At 49.5% G+C, this 17,760-nt stretch carries 19 protein-coding genes, 1 tRNA gene and 1 pseudogene; 4 read left to right on the forward strand and 17 right to left on the reverse strand.

Going from position 1 to position 17,760, the window contains the following annotated elements; genetic code table 11:
• The first annotated feature begins 338 nt into the window (after positions 1–338).
• Positions 339–911, forward strand: a complete 573-nt coding sequence (locus JRC49_06340) for a helix-turn-helix domain-containing protein (protein QTE72427.1) — start codon at positions 339–341, stop codon at positions 909–911.
• A 64-nt stretch (positions 912–975) separates the two neighbouring features.
• Entirely contained in the window at positions 976–1,722 is a 747-nt protein-coding gene (locus tag JRC49_06345) for an IS3 family transposase (GenBank protein ID QTE72816.1), read from the forward strand.
• 139 nt (positions 1,723–1,861) lie between these two features.
• Here the strand turns inward: JRC49_06345 and JRC49_06350 are convergent, their stop codons facing one another.
• The 11 genes and pseudogenes from JRC49_06350 to JRC49_06400 all read right to left on the reverse strand — a co-directional run bounded on the left by JRC49_06350 (position 1,862) and on the right by JRC49_06400 (position 10,813).
• On the reverse strand, positions 1,862–2,410 hold the full coding sequence (locus JRC49_06350; GenBank protein QTE72428.1) for a flavin reductase family protein: 549 nt from the start codon (positions 2,408–2,410) through the stop codon (positions 1,862–1,864).
• 67 nt (positions 2,411–2,477) lie between these two features.
• Positions 2,478–3,620, reverse strand: coding sequence for an aldo/keto reductase (locus tag JRC49_06355; GenBank protein QTE72429.1), 1,143 nt, complete (start codon positions 3,618–3,620; stop codon positions 2,478–2,480).
• Between the two features lie 86 nt (positions 3,621–3,706).
• On the reverse strand, positions 3,707–4,675 hold the full coding sequence (locus JRC49_06360) for an NAD(P)H-dependent oxidoreductase (GenBank protein QTE72430.1): 969 nt from the start codon (positions 4,673–4,675) through the stop codon (positions 3,707–3,709).
• 34 nt (positions 4,676–4,709) lie between these two features.
• Positions 4,710–6,056: an MATE family efflux transporter gene (locus JRC49_06365; protein ID QTE72431.1), complete on the reverse strand. Its 1,347-nt coding sequence runs from the start codon at positions 6,054–6,056 to the stop codon at positions 4,710–4,712.
• 346 nt (positions 6,057–6,402) lie between these two features.
• Positions 6,403–7,194 (reverse strand): EFR1 family ferrodoxin, encoded by a 792-nt coding sequence (locus JRC49_06370; protein ID QTE72432.1) that lies wholly within the window; start codon positions 7,192–7,194, stop codon positions 6,403–6,405.
• 15 nt (positions 7,195–7,209) lie between these two features.
• The gene (locus JRC49_06375; protein ID QTE72433.1) at positions 7,210–7,386 is read right to left on the reverse strand and encodes a hypothetical protein; all 177 of its coding nucleotides are present in this window, start codon (positions 7,384–7,386) and stop codon (positions 7,210–7,212) included.
• A gap of 15 nt (positions 7,387–7,401) precedes the next feature.
• A complete protein-coding gene (locus JRC49_06380; GenBank protein QTE72434.1) occupies positions 7,402–8,283 on the reverse strand; it encodes a hypothetical protein in 882 nt (293 codons plus the stop codon).
• Between the two features lie 14 nt (positions 8,284–8,297).
• Positions 8,298–9,005 carry a hypothetical protein gene (locus JRC49_06385; protein QTE72435.1) on the reverse strand — a complete coding sequence of 236 codons (708 nt, stop codon included), beginning with the start codon at positions 9,003–9,005 and terminating at the stop codon, positions 8,298–8,300.
• A gap of 26 nt (positions 9,006–9,031) precedes the next feature.
• Positions 9,032–9,574, reverse strand: a complete 543-nt coding sequence (locus JRC49_06390; GenBank protein QTE72436.1) for a flavodoxin family protein — start codon at positions 9,572–9,574, stop codon at positions 9,032–9,034.
• Positions 9,571–10,566, reverse strand: a pseudogene (locus JRC49_06395) (alpha/beta hydrolase). Before JRC49_06395 ends, JRC49_06390 begins: the two are co-directional and overlap by 4 nt.
• A gap of 16 nt (positions 10,567–10,582) precedes the next feature.
• A complete protein-coding gene (locus JRC49_06400) occupies positions 10,583–10,813 on the reverse strand; it encodes a hypothetical protein (protein ID QTE72437.1) in 231 nt (76 codons plus the stop codon).
• Between the two features lie 125 nt (positions 10,814–10,938).
• On the opposite strand from JRC49_06400, the gene JRC49_06405 reads away from it, so the two are divergent.
• The gene (locus tag JRC49_06405; GenBank protein QTE72438.1) at positions 10,939–11,823 is read left to right on the forward strand and encodes a LysR family transcriptional regulator; all 885 of its coding nucleotides are present in this window, start codon (positions 10,939–10,941) and stop codon (positions 11,821–11,823) included.
• Positions 11,824–11,899: 76 nt separating this feature from the next.
• Here JRC49_06405 and JRC49_06410 read toward each other — a convergent pair whose 3' ends face one another.
• Positions 11,900–12,223 (reverse strand): AzlD domain-containing protein, encoded by a 324-nt coding sequence (locus tag JRC49_06410; GenBank protein QTE72439.1) that lies wholly within the window; start codon positions 12,221–12,223, stop codon positions 11,900–11,902.
• Complete coding sequence (locus JRC49_06415) at positions 12,216–12,911, reverse strand: AzlC family ABC transporter permease (GenBank protein ID QTE72440.1); 696 nt, start codon at positions 12,909–12,911, stop codon at positions 12,216–12,218. The genes JRC49_06410 and JRC49_06415 overlap by 8 nt, the downstream gene beginning before the upstream one ends.
• A 200-nt stretch (positions 12,912–13,111) precedes the next feature.
• Here JRC49_06415 and JRC49_06420 point away from each other — a divergent pair.
• Positions 13,112–13,187: transfer RNA gene (locus tag JRC49_06420), tRNA-Val, on the forward strand.
• Between the two features lie 471 nt (positions 13,188–13,658).
• Here JRC49_06420 and JRC49_06425 read toward each other — a convergent pair.
• From JRC49_06425 to JRC49_06440, 4 genes are all read right to left on the reverse strand, one after another.
• Complete coding sequence (locus JRC49_06425; GenBank protein QTE72441.1) at positions 13,659–14,096, reverse strand: Hsp20/alpha crystallin family protein; 438 nt, start codon at positions 14,094–14,096, stop codon at positions 13,659–13,661.
• Positions 14,097–14,302: 206 nt separating this feature from the next.
• Complete coding sequence (locus JRC49_06430; GenBank protein ID QTE72442.1) at positions 14,303–16,009, reverse strand: AarF/ABC1/UbiB kinase family protein; 1,707 nt, start codon at positions 16,007–16,009, stop codon at positions 14,303–14,305.
• Positions 15,996–16,571 carry a DUF308 domain-containing protein gene (locus JRC49_06435; GenBank protein QTE72443.1) on the reverse strand — a complete coding sequence of 192 codons (576 nt, stop codon included), beginning with the start codon at positions 16,569–16,571 and terminating at the stop codon, positions 15,996–15,998. The genes JRC49_06430 and JRC49_06435 overlap by 14 nt, the downstream gene beginning before the upstream one ends.
• A gap of 225 nt (positions 16,572–16,796) precedes the next feature.
• A complete protein-coding gene (locus JRC49_06440; GenBank protein QTE72817.1) occupies positions 16,797–17,726 on the reverse strand; it encodes a hypothetical protein in 930 nt (309 codons plus the stop codon).
• Between the last annotated feature and the right edge of the window lie 34 nt (positions 17,727–17,760).

Below are 17,760 nucleotides of genomic sequence, written 5' to 3' on the forward strand. Positions count from 1 at the left end.
ACTCAACCAGTAAGGGAAAATCGTTATGGGTTTATATCATTATTCTCCATAAAGCTCTTTCAGGTATCCAAGCGCTTCGTTCATATCGAATGGCAATCCCGGTTGCGCGAACGGTATATTTTCTTCCGCAATTTCCTCCAGGAATCGTGCGGTATTTGCTCTGACTTGACCCGAACCAGCCACAGGCTGGCTTCTGTCCGCAATCTGAAGGAGCCGGAATACATCATACTTATGTTTTTTCAGGTCCCTTTCGTTTACATGTTCTCCTCTGATTTAAAGTGGACACTGGGGACTGATGTGTACCCTCTTTACTGGACACCAGTAAGGAGGGTATTTTTATGCATTACAGTTATGAGTACAAGAGGAAATGCGTTGAGATGTACAGAGAAGGAAGGTGGCCAGAGACTCCCACAAGTATTAAAGATCCTAAAAACTTTCACAGGATGATCCTGCGATGGTTCCATGCAGAAGAAGCAAATGGGCCGGAGGTTCTCAAGCGCCGGGGGACTAATAAGGAATGGACTCCAGAAGAGAAATATGAGCTGGTTGCCAAGGTTATTGCAGGTTCATCAATCCTGTCAGTAGCTAATGAGGCAGGTATACACAACGGCTTACTTTCTCGCTGGGTTCGCAAATATAAGCTCGAGGGGTATAATGGTCTGGTAAACATGAGAAAAGGCCGACCATCAAAGGAGCCCCATATGAAGAAAATCAATTACAACAACCCTAGGAAACTCAATGAATCCGAGTATGAAGAGCTTGTGAGACTGAGGGCCGAAAACGCATACATTAAAGCAGAAATCGAAGTCATAAAAAAAGAGATCGCCTTGAGAGAAGAAAAAGAGGCTGCGCGACTCAAGGCGAAAAAGCAGCGATCATCAAAGAACTTAGAGAAGAAGGATACCAACTGAAGTGCCTTCTTAAAGCGATGGCCTTTCCAGATCCACGTACTATTACGAAGTTTCAAAAGAAGACGTGGTAGCGAAAAGGAACGAAGCAGTCGCATGTGTGATCAGGGAAATCTTTGAACACAACAAAGGTCGATATGGTGTTCGGAGAGTACACCACGAACTGATCAACAGAGGCTATAAGGTAAACCACAAAAAGGTCCAGCGCTTAATGCATTGCATGGACCTTAAAGGTAAACGTCCGAAAGAAAAGTACCATTCTTATCAGGGAGAAGTTGGAAAGGTGGCAGATAACCTCATTAACCGAGACTTTAGTACAACAAAGCCTTTGCAAAAATGGACAACCGACGTCTCTCAATTCAATTTATCTTGGGGGAAATGCTACCTCTCTCCAATTCTGGATATGCACACAAACGAGGTCATCTCATACGATCTTTCGTTAAGTCCAAACATGGAACAGATCCGACGGATGTTGGAGAAAGGATTAAGCAGGTTTTCCTCACTTAATGGTCTGATCTTTCATTCTGACCAGGGTTGGCAGTACCAACATGCTTATTTCAGAAATACGATTGAGAAACGTGGCGTTATTCAGTCCATGTCCCGAAAAGGAAACTGTTATGACAACAGTATTATGGAGACATTCTTCGGACGACTAAAGAACGAGATGTTTTATGGATGCGAGAAAGACTACAAATCATATGAGGAGTTCTCCTCAGCCATGGCGAGGTACATTGACTACTACAACAATGAGCGCATCCAGGCAAAAACAAAATGGATGCCACCCGTAAAATACAGGATGGCATCCATGGGTTGAGCCTCGATCATAATTCAATGTGTCCAGGAAACTGGGTACATATCAGTCCCCAGTGTCCACTTTAGGATCATTGGGCATGAGGAGCACATATAACAATAATGGGCAGTGCTTTCCGACTCCTGCCCGTCATTGTTTTTTGTTATTTCAGCTTCAGTCCGTCCCGGAAGGCATTTCCGACTGCTTCCCCGACCTCGCGGTATACGTTGAAGGAAGGATCGAAGATGATCGGTTTCAGTTTTCCCAGATCCACTTTTCCATCTGTCAGAATGCTTTCATCCACCTGGGATGCCACGATCTCACCGATCAGGTAACCGGTTTCCGGATCCCAGTTCCTGACCTTGCATTCCAGCGTCAGCGGATACTCCTCGATGATCGGCGCGTTCACATGCGCGCTCCTGTGCACATGGCAGCCGGCTTTTTCAATCTTGTTGACCTTGTTCCCGGTTTCCACGCCGAAATAGTCAGAAATCAGGATCGTGTCCGCTGTACCGAAGGCTACGGTAAAAGCGCCGGTTTTCTCAAAATTGTCGGTGGTCTTATGCTTCGCGAGCATCAGGGTAATCTCGCCCATATTGCTCTGCATGCCCCAGGCCGCGTTCATGGCGTTCGGTACACCATTTTCGTCATACGTTCCGATGATAAATACACTCTCCGGGGTAATAACGGATTTCTTGCCTGTGAATTCCATGATTCTTCACTCTCCTTCTTTGGCTGATAGTTTTATATGCAGGCAGATTGGCACTGCGGCTCTGTTATTATCCGATCCTATTCACAAAATCGGTCATGAAATCAGAAATATGAATCTGCTGAGGGCAGACCTGTTCACAGCTCTGGCAGTGAAGGCAGGAGACAGGGCGCTTTTCTTCCGGGATTGCCATCAGGGCCATCGGCGCAATGAACGCCATTCCGCCATCCTCTGCAGTCAGCAGGTGTTCATTGTACAGGGAGATCAGCCGGGGAATATCCAGCCCCTGCGGACAATGGCTCACGCAATAATGGCAGGCGGTACAGGGAATGGACTTCCTGGACATCATCCTCTCCGCGACCTTTGACAGGGCTGCGTTTTCTTCTGTTTTCAGCGGTTTCTCTTCTTCAAAGGTCTTCAGGTTTGCCTGAAGCTGTTCGAAAGTGGACATCCCCGAAAGAATCATCGTCACGCCCGGAACTGACAGCAGAAAGCGGAAGGCCCACGCCGGGATCTCTTCATCCGGGCGGAGGGCTTTCAGCGTTTTTTCGGATGCTTCATCCAGCTTTGCCAGTTTTCCTCCGCGCAGAGGTTCCATAACCCAAATCGGTATCTTCCATTCGTTCAGCAAAGCCACTTTTTCTTTTCCGTGCTGGAATTCCCAGTCCAGCCAGTTCAGCTGGATCTGGCAGAATTCCATATGCTCGCCGTAGGCAGCGAGAAAGCGCTTCAGCACATCCATCTCTCCGTGGCAGGAGAAGCCGAGATGGCGGATGCGTCCTTTACGCTTTTGTTCCATCAGATAATCGAAAATCCCGAATTTCGGATCCAGATATTCGTTGATGTTCATCTCACAGACATTATGGAACAGATAGAAATCAAAGTATTCCACGCCGGTTTTTTCAAGCTGCTTTTCAAATATCTCCTTCACTTTCGGCATGTTGGAAACATCATACCCGGGAAACTTTGTGGCGAGATAATAACTGTTCCGGGGATACTTTGCCAGGGCTTCCCCCATGACGATCTCCGAGTTTCCCCCATGGTATCCCCATGCGGTATCATAGTAGTTGATCCCCTTCGCCATGGCTTCGTCCACCATGCGGAAGGTTTCTTTTTTGTCAATCCGGCTGTCTTTGCCGTCAAGCACCGGCAGGCGCATCGCGCCAAAGCCGAGAGCGGAGAGCGTAAGCTCCTGAAACTGTCTGGTAATCATGGCGTTCCTCCTCATGAGTCATGATCCTTTAAGAATGTTCGTGGTTCTTTGATTATAGCATAATCCGTCCCGCAAACTCTTTCTTTTTACGGATTGACCGAAAGAATGACTGTTACATCACCGCTGCCGAGGATGGATTTCAGTTCATCCTGATCCATATCGATATGTCCCAGTCTTGTGAAATTCCAGCGGTTTTCGTCATAATAAATGGTGACCTGATTCCCCTGGTACAGGATCACATCCCCGGGGACTGTGGTGATATCCTCATCATTGCGGGGAATATCTGCACCGAGAGAACCGACCTTTTCAAAACTTCCGTAGTCATGCATGGCGATCGTGATATCACCGGTTTTCAGAAGCTGTAACAGCGCTTCAGATGAGGAATTGTTTTCTGTTTTGACAGCCAGAACCGCGCTGTTGACATGAATATAAAACATACCGATTTCCTCCCTGCCCAGGCCGAGGCTTTCCGCCCAGGCCCGGATTTCTTCCGCGCTGCTGCCGTTGCTGATCCGCTTCGCCTCCAGCCAGACACTGTTCCCGCCTGTCAGTTTCTGCAGGTTGGACGCGCTGCTTCCCGCACCGGAAGAACCGGACGTGCAGAACGGGATGATTGTCTTTCCGGAAAGGTCAGCGCTTTCCACAAAAGAATACAGAATTCTCGGAGCCTGCCCCCACCAGATCGGATATCCGAGGATGACTGTATCATACCGGCGCAGGTCTTCCGGCAGGGAAGCAATGGCCGGTCTGGCCTGCGGATCATTCTGCTCGATGCTTGTCCGGCTTTGTCTGTTATGGTAATTGACATCATCCGTTGTATACGGCTCGGCAGGCTGAATCTCAAACAGGTCCGCGGACAGGGCCTCCGCGACTGTATACGCCGCCGCGCGGATTGTATCGTCTGTGGAGAAGTACACCACCAGGATGCTGCTTCCGGTTGATTCAACAGCGGGAAGCCGGTCAACAGAAAGCGTGGCGGAAGTAACAGCGTCCTCTGCGAGGGAAATACCGCAGATCACCAGCAGGGCGGCCAGAAAAACCATGGCTTTTTTCATTTTCACTTTGTCCTTTCCCAATTCTGTCGTTTTTTTACGAAGCACTTTCCATCGAAATCCGCAGAGAACTCCAGTTTCTTTTCCAGAACAGCATCGCCACCGGAATACAGACCAGTTCGGCGGCCACAAATGCCAGCCAGACAGAAGGAAGCCAGCCGGTCCGGCTCAGGAGAAACGCAAGAAGCACGGGCAGGATTGCCTGCCTCAGCATGGTCAGAAGCATGCTGGGTTTAGGTATGGACAGTCCCTGCAAAGCTGCCGCAAGGACCTGGCCCGGAATAAGCACAAGCCAGGCAACCGCCATAATCCGTACCGCCGGAATGCCGATGGCCATCATATGTTCCGAAGCGTTGAACAGGCGAAGAACCATGTCAGGGAACATTTCCAGAACAAACAGGATGGGAAGATAGATGAATCCGGAATACAGCATCGCCCATTTCACAGAATCCTGGATCCGTCCTGCCTTACGGGCTCCGTAATTATACGCGGCAATCGGGATCAGCCCGTTGTTGATGCCATGCACACCGACCGTGCAGAGCCCCATCATCCGGCTGCACACTCCGTAGATCGCAACAGCGGTGGAAGAAAAAGCGAGCAGGATGGTATTCATGATGACCGTTACAAAGGAAGTCAGCACCTGGACCAGCACAGAAGGAATGCCAACCCGGAGGATCGTGCGGACGCTTTCCCAGTCCGGTTTCAGAGTGAAGGAGAATGTGATCTCCCTGTTCCATCTGCGGTTGATCAGGATCCCGGCGAACAGCCCCATAAACTGCCCGATTACTGTCGCGATTGCCGCACCTTTGGTGCCCAGGCCGAAGGTGAAGATGAAGATGGGATCCAGTATAAGATTCGTTACCGAAGCAGCCGAAAGCGTGAACAGAAACAGGTGGGATTTGCCGCTGGCAATCACAAACCGGTCGAATACCCATTGTCCCATCTGGCCCAGGGAAAACAGCATGCAGATGCTCAGATAATCCCGGCCGTAAGCCGCAATTACTTCATTTCCGCCGCTCTGCCAGGAGAAATACCAGCGGACGCCAAGGAGGCAGACAGCAGATATCAGGAGCCAGGCACAGACTGCCAGGAAGATCGCGGCATTGGCTGTTTTCTTTACCTGTTCCCGGTTCTTTTCGCCCAATGCCCTGGAAATCGCCGCGTTCAGGCCGACCGCGTTGCCCAGCCCCAGCGCTGACACAAAGATCTGCACCGGAGACGCCAGTGAAAGTGCCGTCAGTGCGTCTTCCGCGACCCGGGAAACAAAGATTGAATCCACGAAATTATACAGGGAATTGATGAGCAGACTCAGCATGAGCGGTATCCCTGTTTTCAGAACCAGCCTGCTGATTTTTTCCGTCCCCATACTGTTCTCAATCGTCATGGCGTTTCCCCTCCTGAAGCTATCATATAGCAGCCTCTTAATACACCTTCTATAGAGGTTCCATTCTGTTTAATTTCAGGCTTCAATAGCATGGAGCTTTCTCCCTTTGCTTTGTGAATCAAAAAACAGATGATCAGAAAGGAACATGAAAACAGCGCAGCGAACCTGCGCCAGTGTCTTCCGTCATTCCATTTTCTGCTCAGCATCCTTGTCTCCTCATTCCATCTTCCCATATCGCTGAAACTGTCGGATCATGCGGTTTGGCGCATCCATTTCATTCGGATACTTCAGTCGTCCATGGTCAGCGTCAAGGCAAAACTGATTCAGGGATGAATCTGTATGCTTTTCATGCTTGCTCGTTTGCCCTGATGATTTCGTCAAGCTTGATATGAGGATTCCTGTAGCGCGCCTGGGGATTGGGCTCCTTGACCGTTGCAAACTGAATCGCTTTGGTGGGACAGGCCTGGATGCATGCCATGCAGTTGGCGCAATGCTGGTAATCATAGACCGGTTTCCCGCTGTCCATCCGGATGCAGCCTTTCGGACATACCCTGACGCAAGTGCCGCAGCCAATGCAGCTGTCCATCACCTGATACAGCGGAAAGCTGTACATCGGACCTGTTTGCCGGATCCATTCAGTGAAGTGCTGATAAAAATCGATCTCCTCAGCAGCGGCTTCCTGCACATAGCTCTTCCGCACACTAATATCCGCTTTGATTGCCGCAATGTGCGCATCGACCTGTTTTTCCGCCTCGATGCTTCTTTGCTGATCCATATCAAACACGATCAGCGCATTGTCGTGCATAATGATCGTATTCACATAGTCCGCTTTCCTGCCAATGGATTCCAACCAGGCCTGTGTGCGTTGCGCCACGCCGCCATGATGGCACCCATACGTGATGAGAAGATAAAAGTAATCGGTCTCGAAAGAAGATCCCTGAATGAAATCCTTCACCAGATTTGGAATTTCAAATTCAAACAACGGGCATACGATGCCGATGCTGTCTGAAATATAGTGTCTGTTCGCTTTCCTCAGTTCCTGTGGTATGCTGATCGGATCGTTTTCCAACTGCTTGGCCACATAGAGACTGTTTCCGGTTGCTGTAAAGTAGAAAAGCAAGGTATTCTCTCCTTTCATTTCTGTACAGAATTCTTATTCTGCCAGCTCAATGATTCTTCCATCTTCCGTCCGGACAAAGTGTTTGAAAAAATCCCAGGCATATCGGGCATTGCAGCTGTGCTGAACATGCCCGGCGTTTTCCACCAGAATCAGTTCAGCCAGCGGATAACGATAATCAGGGTGAAAATACTGGCTGATCGTCCATTCCACATTCTGTTTTTCATGTTATTGCACCGAGAGGGTGATGGTCACATCGCCGTTGCTCAGGAGCGTCCGCATTTCCTCGGGGGTCTTGTCAGTGATGTGTCCCAGCCGGGTATAGGCCCAGGAGTTGCTGCCGTAGAACACCACCAGCTGATTGCTGGAATACAGCACGATGTCTCCGGAAGAAGTGCTGGTCTGCACATCACTGCTGGGCAAGCGCTGACCGATGGAGCCGACCTGCTCAAAACCGCCGTACATGGACATCTGAATGGTCAGGTCGTTCGCTGCCAGTTCCTTCAGCGCGGAAACGGATTCGTTGTCTTCCCAGGCCACGGTGACCGGAGTATCGTTGATCTTCATCTGCATCATGGGTTCCTCCTCCTCTTCGCTTCCGTCAAGCTCGATCAGCACGTCATAGCTTCCGTTCAGAGCCGCGATGTCCGACAGCGGGCAGGTGATCACGCCGATATTCACCTGACTGCCGTAGATCTCTGATTCGTCCTGATCCTCAAACAGGATAGTGAAGTAAGGCGCATCGGTGGCATAGTCGATATCGCCGTTCAGCCAGCCGTAATGCTCTTCTTCCTCATTGTAAGGCAGGTCTTCAGTCACGCCGCAGAAGTCATGGGAATAGCGGCTCATGTGCTGGATGTAGGGCAGCTTGGCGATCAATGCCCGGGCGGTCTCGCTGTCATTCAGTACTCCCGGGATCACCGTGTCACCAAAGTGCAGCAGGATCTTTGTGCCGTTTTCCGGAGGGAGCCGGGTGGGCATCGTCGGATCATCAGCCTGCATTTCAGCGTCTTCTTTGGCAACACGTTTTCCGGTTTCCGCAAACGCGGAGTTCAGGCAGAGGGACATTACCAGCATCAGAGCAATCAGCATAGTGAAAATACGTTTCATGATTGTTTTCCTCCTCATTCCATCGCGTTCTGAACAAACTTGCGGACTTCTTCTTCATAGCTATTGGGATCAGAGCCGGACACGGCAACTGCTTTTATAACCTTGGCACCCGGCTGCATCTCCCGGATTCTTTCCACTGTATCCGCGAAACGGCTGCCACAGTGAGTCGTTACCACATACACTGTTTTACCGGAAAGATCCGTTTCTGACAGGAATATACGAAGGGGTGTGCATACAGTATAATGCCAGATTGGCGCCACCAGCCAAACTGTGTCGTAACCGCTCACATCATCCAGATATGCGGCAAGCTTCAGACTGACGAAGTCGATATCCTGACCTTCTCCCACGGCAACTGTCTGGTTGTAATCGGACGGATACGTATAAGCTGTCTGGATCGGAAACACATCCGCACCGGTCTCCTCCGCAATCCAGCCTGCGATCATCTGTGCATTTCCCAGCAATTCTCCCTGGCTGTCATACTGCAGGGTGGCTCTTGTAACCGCGTCCACATCCGGGTCAAATACTGTATTGCCGACACGGGAGAACCAGGCAACCAGCACATTGTGATTCTCGCCGGGAATTAAGCCTATAGGATCAGCCTTTTGCGGTTCATAATCCGTGTAGCGGGTATAGTTTTCGATCTCCGGATCCGCTTCCGCGAAGCATGAACCGACCGTTGTGATCATGACAAGAAAGAGGATAATGAACAACCTGTTTTTCACGACCGCGATACTCCCCTCACAATGTTTTATTGAAGCATTCTGCCAAAGTCAAAGGCCTTCTGTTGTTCTTCCGTTTTGCGTGCTGCTTCCCCCGGGGCATTGATTCCCCCGCAGAAGAGTGAACCTGCAAACTCCGTTTTTTTAAAACAGTCGGTCCAGCCCCGCAGGCCGCTGATTGCTTTTCCCGGAACGAAGGCCTCATCTTCAGCGGCTACGGAGAGCATGTACACATGGCGGAACTGATAGTCCGAAGCGTACAGCGGATTCATGCGGTCCAGCAGTGTTTTCATCTGGCCGCTCATTTCATAGTAGTAAATCGGAGTTACGAAGACCAGGGTGTCCGCTTCCTTCACCTTTTCCGCGATAGCAATCGCATCGTCCTTCAGCACGCACTTCTGTGTTTTCTGGCAGGCCAGGCAGCCTTCGCAAAACGCGATTGTCTTATCCTTCAGACTGATTCGTTCCACCTGATGCCCCGCGTCCTTCGCTCCCTCAATCATCTTTTCAGCCAGGATATCGGAATTGCTATTTGCTCTCAGGCTCGCAGTAATCACCAATACTTTGCTCATTTCAGATTCTCCTCAAAAAACTGCTGAATTCTGTCAAACGGAATGATATCCTTCCGGTCATACAGATCTGTGTGGACAGCGCCCGGAATGATCATCAGCTCCTTGTTGTCAGCATATTGACTGTTCTGAGTCATGTTCGCGTAGGTATCCCGGCTCAGATAGCAGGAATGCGCTTTCTCCCCATGAATCATCAGCACAGCGCTCCGGATCTCTCCGGAGTAGGTAAACAGCCGGGTATTCATCAGGGACGTCTGTGTATTCACCGTCCAGCCATCATTGGAATTCAGGGAACGGGGATGGTATCCGCGCGCGGTCTTATAATAATCATAGTAATCCTTCACGAAGAACGGGGCATCTTCCGGCAGCGGATCGACCACACCTCCCTGACGGGCATATTGGCCGCTCAGATAATCCGCTGTCCGCTGTGTGCAGATATCCACCCGCATCCGGTGCCGGGCCTCCTCGTTGTCCGCGGAATCAAAATAGCCGTTTCCGGCTACACGGGACATATCATACATGGTAGATGTCACCGTAGCCTTCACCCGGGTATCAATACATGCTGTCTGCAGCGCCATGCCGCCCCAGCCGCAGATGCCAATGATCCCGATCCGGGCCGGATCGGCCTAGTCCAGGCATGACAGATAATCCACCGCTGCCTGGAAATCTTCCACATCAATGTCCGGGGAATGCATTGCCCGGGGATACCCGCCAGATTCACCGGTGAAGGACGGATCAAAGGCCATGGCGATGAAACCGCGCTCCGCCATCTCCTGGGCATACAGGCCGGAAGACTGCTCCTTGCAGGCACCAAAGGGGCCGGAGACCGCGATGGCCGGCAGCTTTCCGGTGATATTCTTCGGCAGATACAGATCTGCAGCCAGGGTGATCCCAAAGTGGTTTACAAAGCTGATCTTACGGTGATCCACGTTTTCACTCCGGGGGAAGGTTTTGTCCCATTCCTGTGTCATGTTCAGGGATTCTGCTTTCATCATTGCTTTCTTCATCCTTTCATTTCGTTGCAGCCGCCTGTGGTTTCTCTGTTTCCCGGATCAGCCAGTCAATCCGGTCCACCCGGCGCTGGGCCCTGTGCAGCTCCTCCATCAGATCGCAGCGCAGGCATTTCAGCGCCTGCCGGACTTCCGGAAGCTGGTCAGCCTCCAGGAATGTAATGATCCGTTCCGCTTTTGACGGGCTGCATCCGACATCCGCCAGGCATTGTTTTGCGTTTCCGGTATTCATAGTCTCCTCCCGAAGCATTCGCTGGTCCCTGAGGACATACCGATCATAGCATCTTGAATCAGACCGCGCTAATGGTTATAATGAATATCATGATATTCCGATTTGGCATTTCATGGAGGGATGATATGGATATCAGGATCCTGCGGTATTTTCTGGCCGTGGCCAGGGAAGAGAATATGACAAAAGCCGCGGAACAGCTACACGTAACGCAGCCCACGCTTTCCAAAGCACTGAGGTCACTGGAGGAGGAACTTGGCAAAAAACTGTTTACCCGGCACAGTTTCAGTATCCGCCTGACGGAAGAAGGTATTCTCCTCAGGAACCGGGCAGAAGACCTGGTATCTATGGCGGACAAGATTGAGCAGGAGTTCTTTTCGCTGGACGATATCACCGGGGGGAATCTCTACTTTGGTCTGGCAGAGTCCTATCAGATCCGCTACCTGGCCAGGGAAATCCATGAGTTTAAAAAGAAATGTCCGGCTCTCCAGTATCACATAACAAGCGGAGATACGGAACAGGTTACGGAAAAGCTGGATAAGGGACTGCTTGATTTCGCCGTGATCTGCGAGGTACCGGATGAGCGGAAATACAACTATATCGTTTTTCCTGAAGCAGACTGTTTCGGCGCTGTTTTTCCGGATGATTCACCCTTGGCAAAGAAAAAACGGATTACCGTCAATGACCTGATCGGGCAGCCGCTGTTCTGCTCACAGCAGAGCTGGGAAAACGATATTCGCCCGTGGGCAAAAGAGAAGTTCAGCCAGCTGCATCTGGAAGGGTCTTTCCGGCTTTCCTATAACGGTTCAATGTTTGCAAAAGAGAGGCTGGGTATTCTCCTGACGCTGAATAACCTGATTGACACATCCAAAGAAAGTGGACTGGTTTTTCGTCCGCTGACCCCGTATCTGGAGATGAAAATGTATCTGATCTGGAACAAGTATCAAAGCTTTACGCCTGTTGCGGAACGATTTCTGAAGCAGGTGAGATTGTCTTTTTCAGAAAACTCTTGAAAAGTTATCTTAACGGACACTGGGGACTGTCCCCAGTGTCCATTACGTTTCATTTGCAATCCTGAACAGATTCGTTTTACATGACGCGAATCAGGACCATATAGCATACAGTTCCGGCAATAATTGACAGATACATGTTTTTACGTACAGCCTGAAGGATAACTACCAGCGCACAGGCTGCGAGTTCCGGAATGCCAAACGGTGACTGACTGAAGGAAATATCACGCAAACAGTAGATTACAAGCACTGTCATAATGGCAGGCGGGAGCGCTTTTCCGAGATACCGGATCACCTTTGGCAAAGGCCTGTTTCCGAAAAGCAGAAACGGAAATGCGCGAAGAGCCCAGGTAACAACCGCTATGACTCCGATAACCGCGAGGGGATAAATTGTGTTATTCATCCTTTATGCCCTCCTGCTGTTCAACAGGCTTACGAAGGAATAACAGCGCTGCCAGGCAGGTAACCAGTGTGGGAATCAGGAAATATTCTTTTCCCAACAACAGATAAAACCCTAAAGCACATACTGCAGCGGTCAGAAAAGGGAGCCGTGTACGATACTGACGCCATTGGTTCACTACAACCACAAGGAAAAACGCTGTGGCGGAGAATTCGATCCCACGCATGTCAAAGTGCAAAAACCGTCCTGCACATGCCCCGATAAAGCACCCGAAGACCCAGTAGAAATGATCAAGCATGGCGATGAGGAAAGCTGCTTTATCTTCATCAAGTCCTTCATCATACTTTACAGAGCAGAGAACAGAATAGGTTTCATCGGTCAGAGTCAGGATCATATAGGGGTATTTCCAGCCCATTTTACGGAACTTTTCGATAAAGCCGATCCCGTAGAAAATATGCCGTGCATTGACAAAAAACGCCATGATTGCCAGCGAGAGAAGGGAGGCTCCGGATGTCATCATGGGTACCATGACAAGTTGCATCGATCCGGCAAAAATGAAAAAGCTGGAAGCTGTTGTGAGCAACACACTGTATCCAGCGTCACTCATCAATACGCCAAAGGCGATGCCGATGAACAGATAAGTGAAGAATATCGGGATCGTGTTTTTGACTGCAAATCGTAATTCTTTCATGAATAATCACCCGATTCTCAGCGTTGATGGAAAAGAAAATCAAAAGATATTTTGGCAAGACCATACTGGCTACCGATCCCAATTTTAACATATCCTCTGGATTTTTGGCAGAAAACTTTCGCCGCTGTCATTAACCCAACCTTCGCCTTGGGCTTGAACGTCATACTATATGTTGCATAGCCATCATAATTTATATACACGGTGGCATGGCTCAGTCGGTAGAGCACATCGTTCACATCGATGGGGTCGTTGGTTCGAGTCCAACTGTCACCACCATAAACCTTGCAGGATAATACTTGCAAGGTTTTTCTTGTGCCCGGGATTGACAATGCTTGATCTGCCGCTGAAGAAGCTAGGGTCTTCAAAATACGAACATTAATGAAATTATGCGTACCCCTCTGAGGGTACGCACTTTTTGAAGTCAGAGGTACGCACTTTTTCTTCAGAGGGGTACGCAAAAAGGGTACGCAAATCGTCAGAAAACTGCGTACCCTTGGAGGCAACTCGTTCACATCTATAACGTTGTCTCTCCGATGTTGCCTCTTGAAAACTTCTATTGCATTCGTTCCTTATACTCCATTGGAATCAGAGAATAATCAACTGTATAAAAAGTGCAAATATGATACAACCTTATGCTAGGAGACCGTAACGCCTGATAAACTCACGTGCTTTGACAAGAAAAGGGACTCACCACGGTTGGTGATGAGCCCCTCGATTGGTTCAGTTTGCTTGGGATGTACGTCTTTATTATCCTTCGATGGCGATCAGTTTCTTTTCAGGAAGCTTTTTCTCTGCCTTCTTCGGGATATTCAGGCTCAACACACCCTGCTCCAGCTTTGCGGTAATATCTTCTTCCGTAAGCGCATCGCCCACATAGAAGCTCCGTTGCAGCGTTCCGTCGTAGCGCTCCTGGCGAATGGTCTTGCCCTTCTTCGTCTTATCCTTCTCGACCTCTTTTGTGGCCGTGACGGTCAGATAACCATTCTCAAGGCTCAGCTGAATCTGATCCTTCTGGAAGCCGGGCAGGTCAATGTCCACTTCATAATGGTCATCATGCTCATGCACATCGGTCTTCATCTCACGGGCAAAGTGCCTGCCGTAGAGCTGACGATCCATGTTCCGGACAGACGGGAAATCGAACCAGTCATCGAACAAATTCTCAGCAAAAATACTCGGCATCAACATAACTCTTACCTCCTCGGGTGTTGGGCCGCTGTGGCAGCCACGCCATGTTGATTTTGAGCATTGGGACGGTGGTTTATTGGATCGCTGTTCCTTTGTTCGGTACATATTATAGCACTATTGTTAGCACTGTCAATAGGTGAGTGCTAATTTTGCAGAAATTTTTTCCTGTAATCTTTAGAGTATCGTCATACTACGTCGGATGTCGGCTATTTCAGTTTTTTGATCGAGTATATCGCTAGCGCGATGGAAAAGATGATCCCAGCTACGGCTAGTAAGGGCACTCCGTTGGCCAGGATCGGCTTGAAATCGGTGGTGCAAAGGATGCAGGAGCCGATAAACAGTACTAAGGCTACCAGTGTCAGCACAGTGTACCGTAAGAAGTGGAAAATCCGGTTCAGAGGTTCCTCATAACCGGACAGCTCGAAGCGCACCTTCGTCTTTCCCTTCACCATACCCTCCAGAACTTCCGAAGCGAGGAGAGGGATCTTTGCTGCCTTTTTCCCTGCATTGACCAGCTCTTGCCCCTTCTCAAGAAGCTCGCGCGGAATGTTCATATTTTGTCGCGCACGCTCCTTCAGCTTGTCATAAAGAATATCGAATAAATTCAGATCGGGACAAAGCTGCTCGACAACGCCTTCTATGGTGGTGAGAGAGCGGGCCAGCATGGTGAACCTGCCCGGCATGGAAACGTGGTTTTGGGCGGCCAGACTCATCACTTCATCGAACACCTCGGTCACATTGATATCGCTGACGCTCTTAACGTTCATATACTTTTGGATGAACACTTCTGCGTCCCGGGTAAGCTTGGTACGGTCGGTTTTCTCCGAAGCAGCGCCCATACCCATGACCGCGTTAACCAAGGCGTCAGCGTCCTGAATCAGCAACGCCTTGACTGCTTCCTGGATGAGGTCGATATCCTTGTCTGTGACGTGCCCGATCATCCCGAAATCGATCCAATAGGGCTTGCCGTGGCTGACCAGGATGTTGCCCTGGTGCGGATCAGCATGGAATGTGCCCACATCCAGCACCTGATGCAGGTAACTATCTACGATCACACGCCCGATCCCGTCTAGGTCGCAGCCATCCGCAACCAGCTTTTCCGTATTGGCGACAGAGTAGCCGTCGATGTAGGTCATGGTGAAGATGCGCTCGGTGGTCAGCTCGTCAATGACTGTGGGGCAGGAGATCTGCTCTTCGTCATCAATACACTTTTCCTTAAAAAGACGGGTGTTCTCTGCCTCGATGCGGAAATCTAATTCAGCTTTGGTGACTCGTTCAACCTCTGCGATCACTGACTTGAAGTCGATGACCTGTTCGTCGGAATCTTCTTCGACGATGTTCACCAGGTCTGCCAGCTTGTTGAGAAGAACGAAATCTTTTCGCATCATGTCGGCGATCAGAGGGCGCTGCACCTTGATGACAACTCGGGTGCCATCCTTGAGGACACCATAATGGGCTTGAGCAATTGATGCCGATCCCAGTGGCTCATCCCGAAACTCAGCATAGATCTCGTTAATTTTTTTGCCGGTTTCCTGTTCGATGACAGCTTTTGCCACGGCCGGATCCAGAGGTTTTACGTTTTCACGCAGTTTTGCCAGCTCCTTACAATACCCGGCTGGCAGCAGATCGACCCGACTGGACATGATCTGTCCGATCTTTACATAAGTAGGTCCAAGATCTTCTAAGGTTGACCGAAGCTCCTGCGGTGTAAAGCCGTTGGCGTAGAAATTATGCTTGGCAAAGATATTGACCATTTCGGCAGAACGGTGCTTCTCGCGTTTCTGAAACGCTTCGATCTCGCTTTCGAGAAGTTGTTTCAGTTCCGCACTCATTTCCTCCGTGTTGTGTTTGATCTGGTCTTTTTCATTTTCAAGCTTGTTCACCAGTTTTTGAGCCTTATCATTCAGAGGCATCTTCCGCACTCTCCTTCCCGTTTTTGAACGGCCACACCCAAATGAGCCTGAGAGTGCTCACGAAGGCAGAGAACAGGAGCGCACCGCCGATGACCTTCGTGAGCATGGTCGGGGAATCCCACCAGGGGTTCACGAAGATCAGCACGCCCAACGTCATGAGCACGACAGCCAGCACGATCAGCAGCCACCAGCCCTTCCGATTGGAGCGACGAGCAAACAACAGAGCGTTCAACAGCGTAAAAAGACCATCCTGCACCAGCACGAATCCAAATAGCCAACCTAGGGCTTTAAGCAGATCCTGATTGTAAATAAGTATGAAAACGCCGAGGAAAGCGATGATCAAGGCACCGGTAAAAATGATGTAGTGGATCGGGGCTTTTTTGCTCGAAATGAATTCAAGCATCTCCACGATCGCAAAGATGACCATCCCATAACCCACAGTCACAACAAGAGTATTCACATAGCTTTCGGGGCAAATCAATATAAACACGCCGAATGCCATCATGAGGATAGTAGCCAGTATTGACTGCCGCTTGAGTTTATCCAATGTTTGAAATAGCATGCACCAGCTCTCCTTATTTGATCTGGGTTCGGGTGTTGGGCTGCTGTGACAGCCATGACATGTTGATTTTGGGCATTGGAACGATAATTTATTAGATCATTGTTCCTTTGTTCGACATATATTATAGCACTGCCAAGAGGTGAGTACTATTTTTTTATATTTTTACACTCGGTGTGGTATCCTTAGAGTACTTCTTTGGACTCAAGGCATACTGCATTGATGCTTCTATTTCCTTATAATATTCTCGATCTTAGTAATGGGTCTGTTCTCCAGCCTTTCCAGATCCGCATCTATTGTCGCTTTCAGAGCTTTTACTTCCTCGTTCGCCGTTTTTTCATCGTATAACAATGCAATCAAATTTCCCTGTCGCTCAATCAGACTGGCTTTAACCAAAGCTGTTGGCTCAGCGATTTGCCCAACCTTTTTCGTCAGGTCCTGTGCTCTTTGTTCTGCCTCCTTCTTAAGCATTTCTGTCTCTGCTTTTATTTCAGCCAACCGCGCCTTTATGCGGTCAGTCCTATAAATCACGTCCGGATAGGCTTCAGCAAAGCGGCGATAAAAAACAGATTTATCTGTGAGCGTACGTCTGATCTCCAAACTAATTTCCTCTGTATTGTCTGCCTGACTACACTCAACGCTCGTTTTCACCAGTTTCAGGATAAAGTGAGTCATGGCATAGTCCGAAGCACAGACCGCGGCCAGCACTCCAACTGCAATTTCTTTTGTCAGCAGAGCAATCCTATCCAGTATTGTAAAAAGTACCGGATTAAAGAAATGGACGATCGCAACACCACCCAATCCAAACAGAATCAAATTTCCTATCCACACCCGACCATGCAGATTCATGGGCTTTTGACTATAATCCCACCAACGGGCATGAAAGCGTTTCTCCAAATACCAGCTTGTAAAATACTCTACTCCACCGCACAATAGAAATGATATGACAAAGGTTGTACCAAAGGCTTCTTCAAAGGGAGTCAAGAGGTGTACCGCAACGGTGATCAGTACTGCCCCGGTTCCATAGATAGGGCAGATCGGCCCTGTAAGGAATCCACGGTTGATAAAACGGTGATACTGGATATATTTTAGACAAACCTCAATACACCATCCCGTAAGAGAATAAATGAAAAACAGAAGAACAAGATCTATCAGCATTGTGCCTGTCGCATTCATGACGGCGCTCCTCCTT

It is taken from the genome of Clostridiales bacterium FE2011 (assembly GCA_017569305.1).
Lineage (GTDB): Bacteria > Bacillota > Clostridia > Christensenellales > Aristaeellaceae > Aristaeella.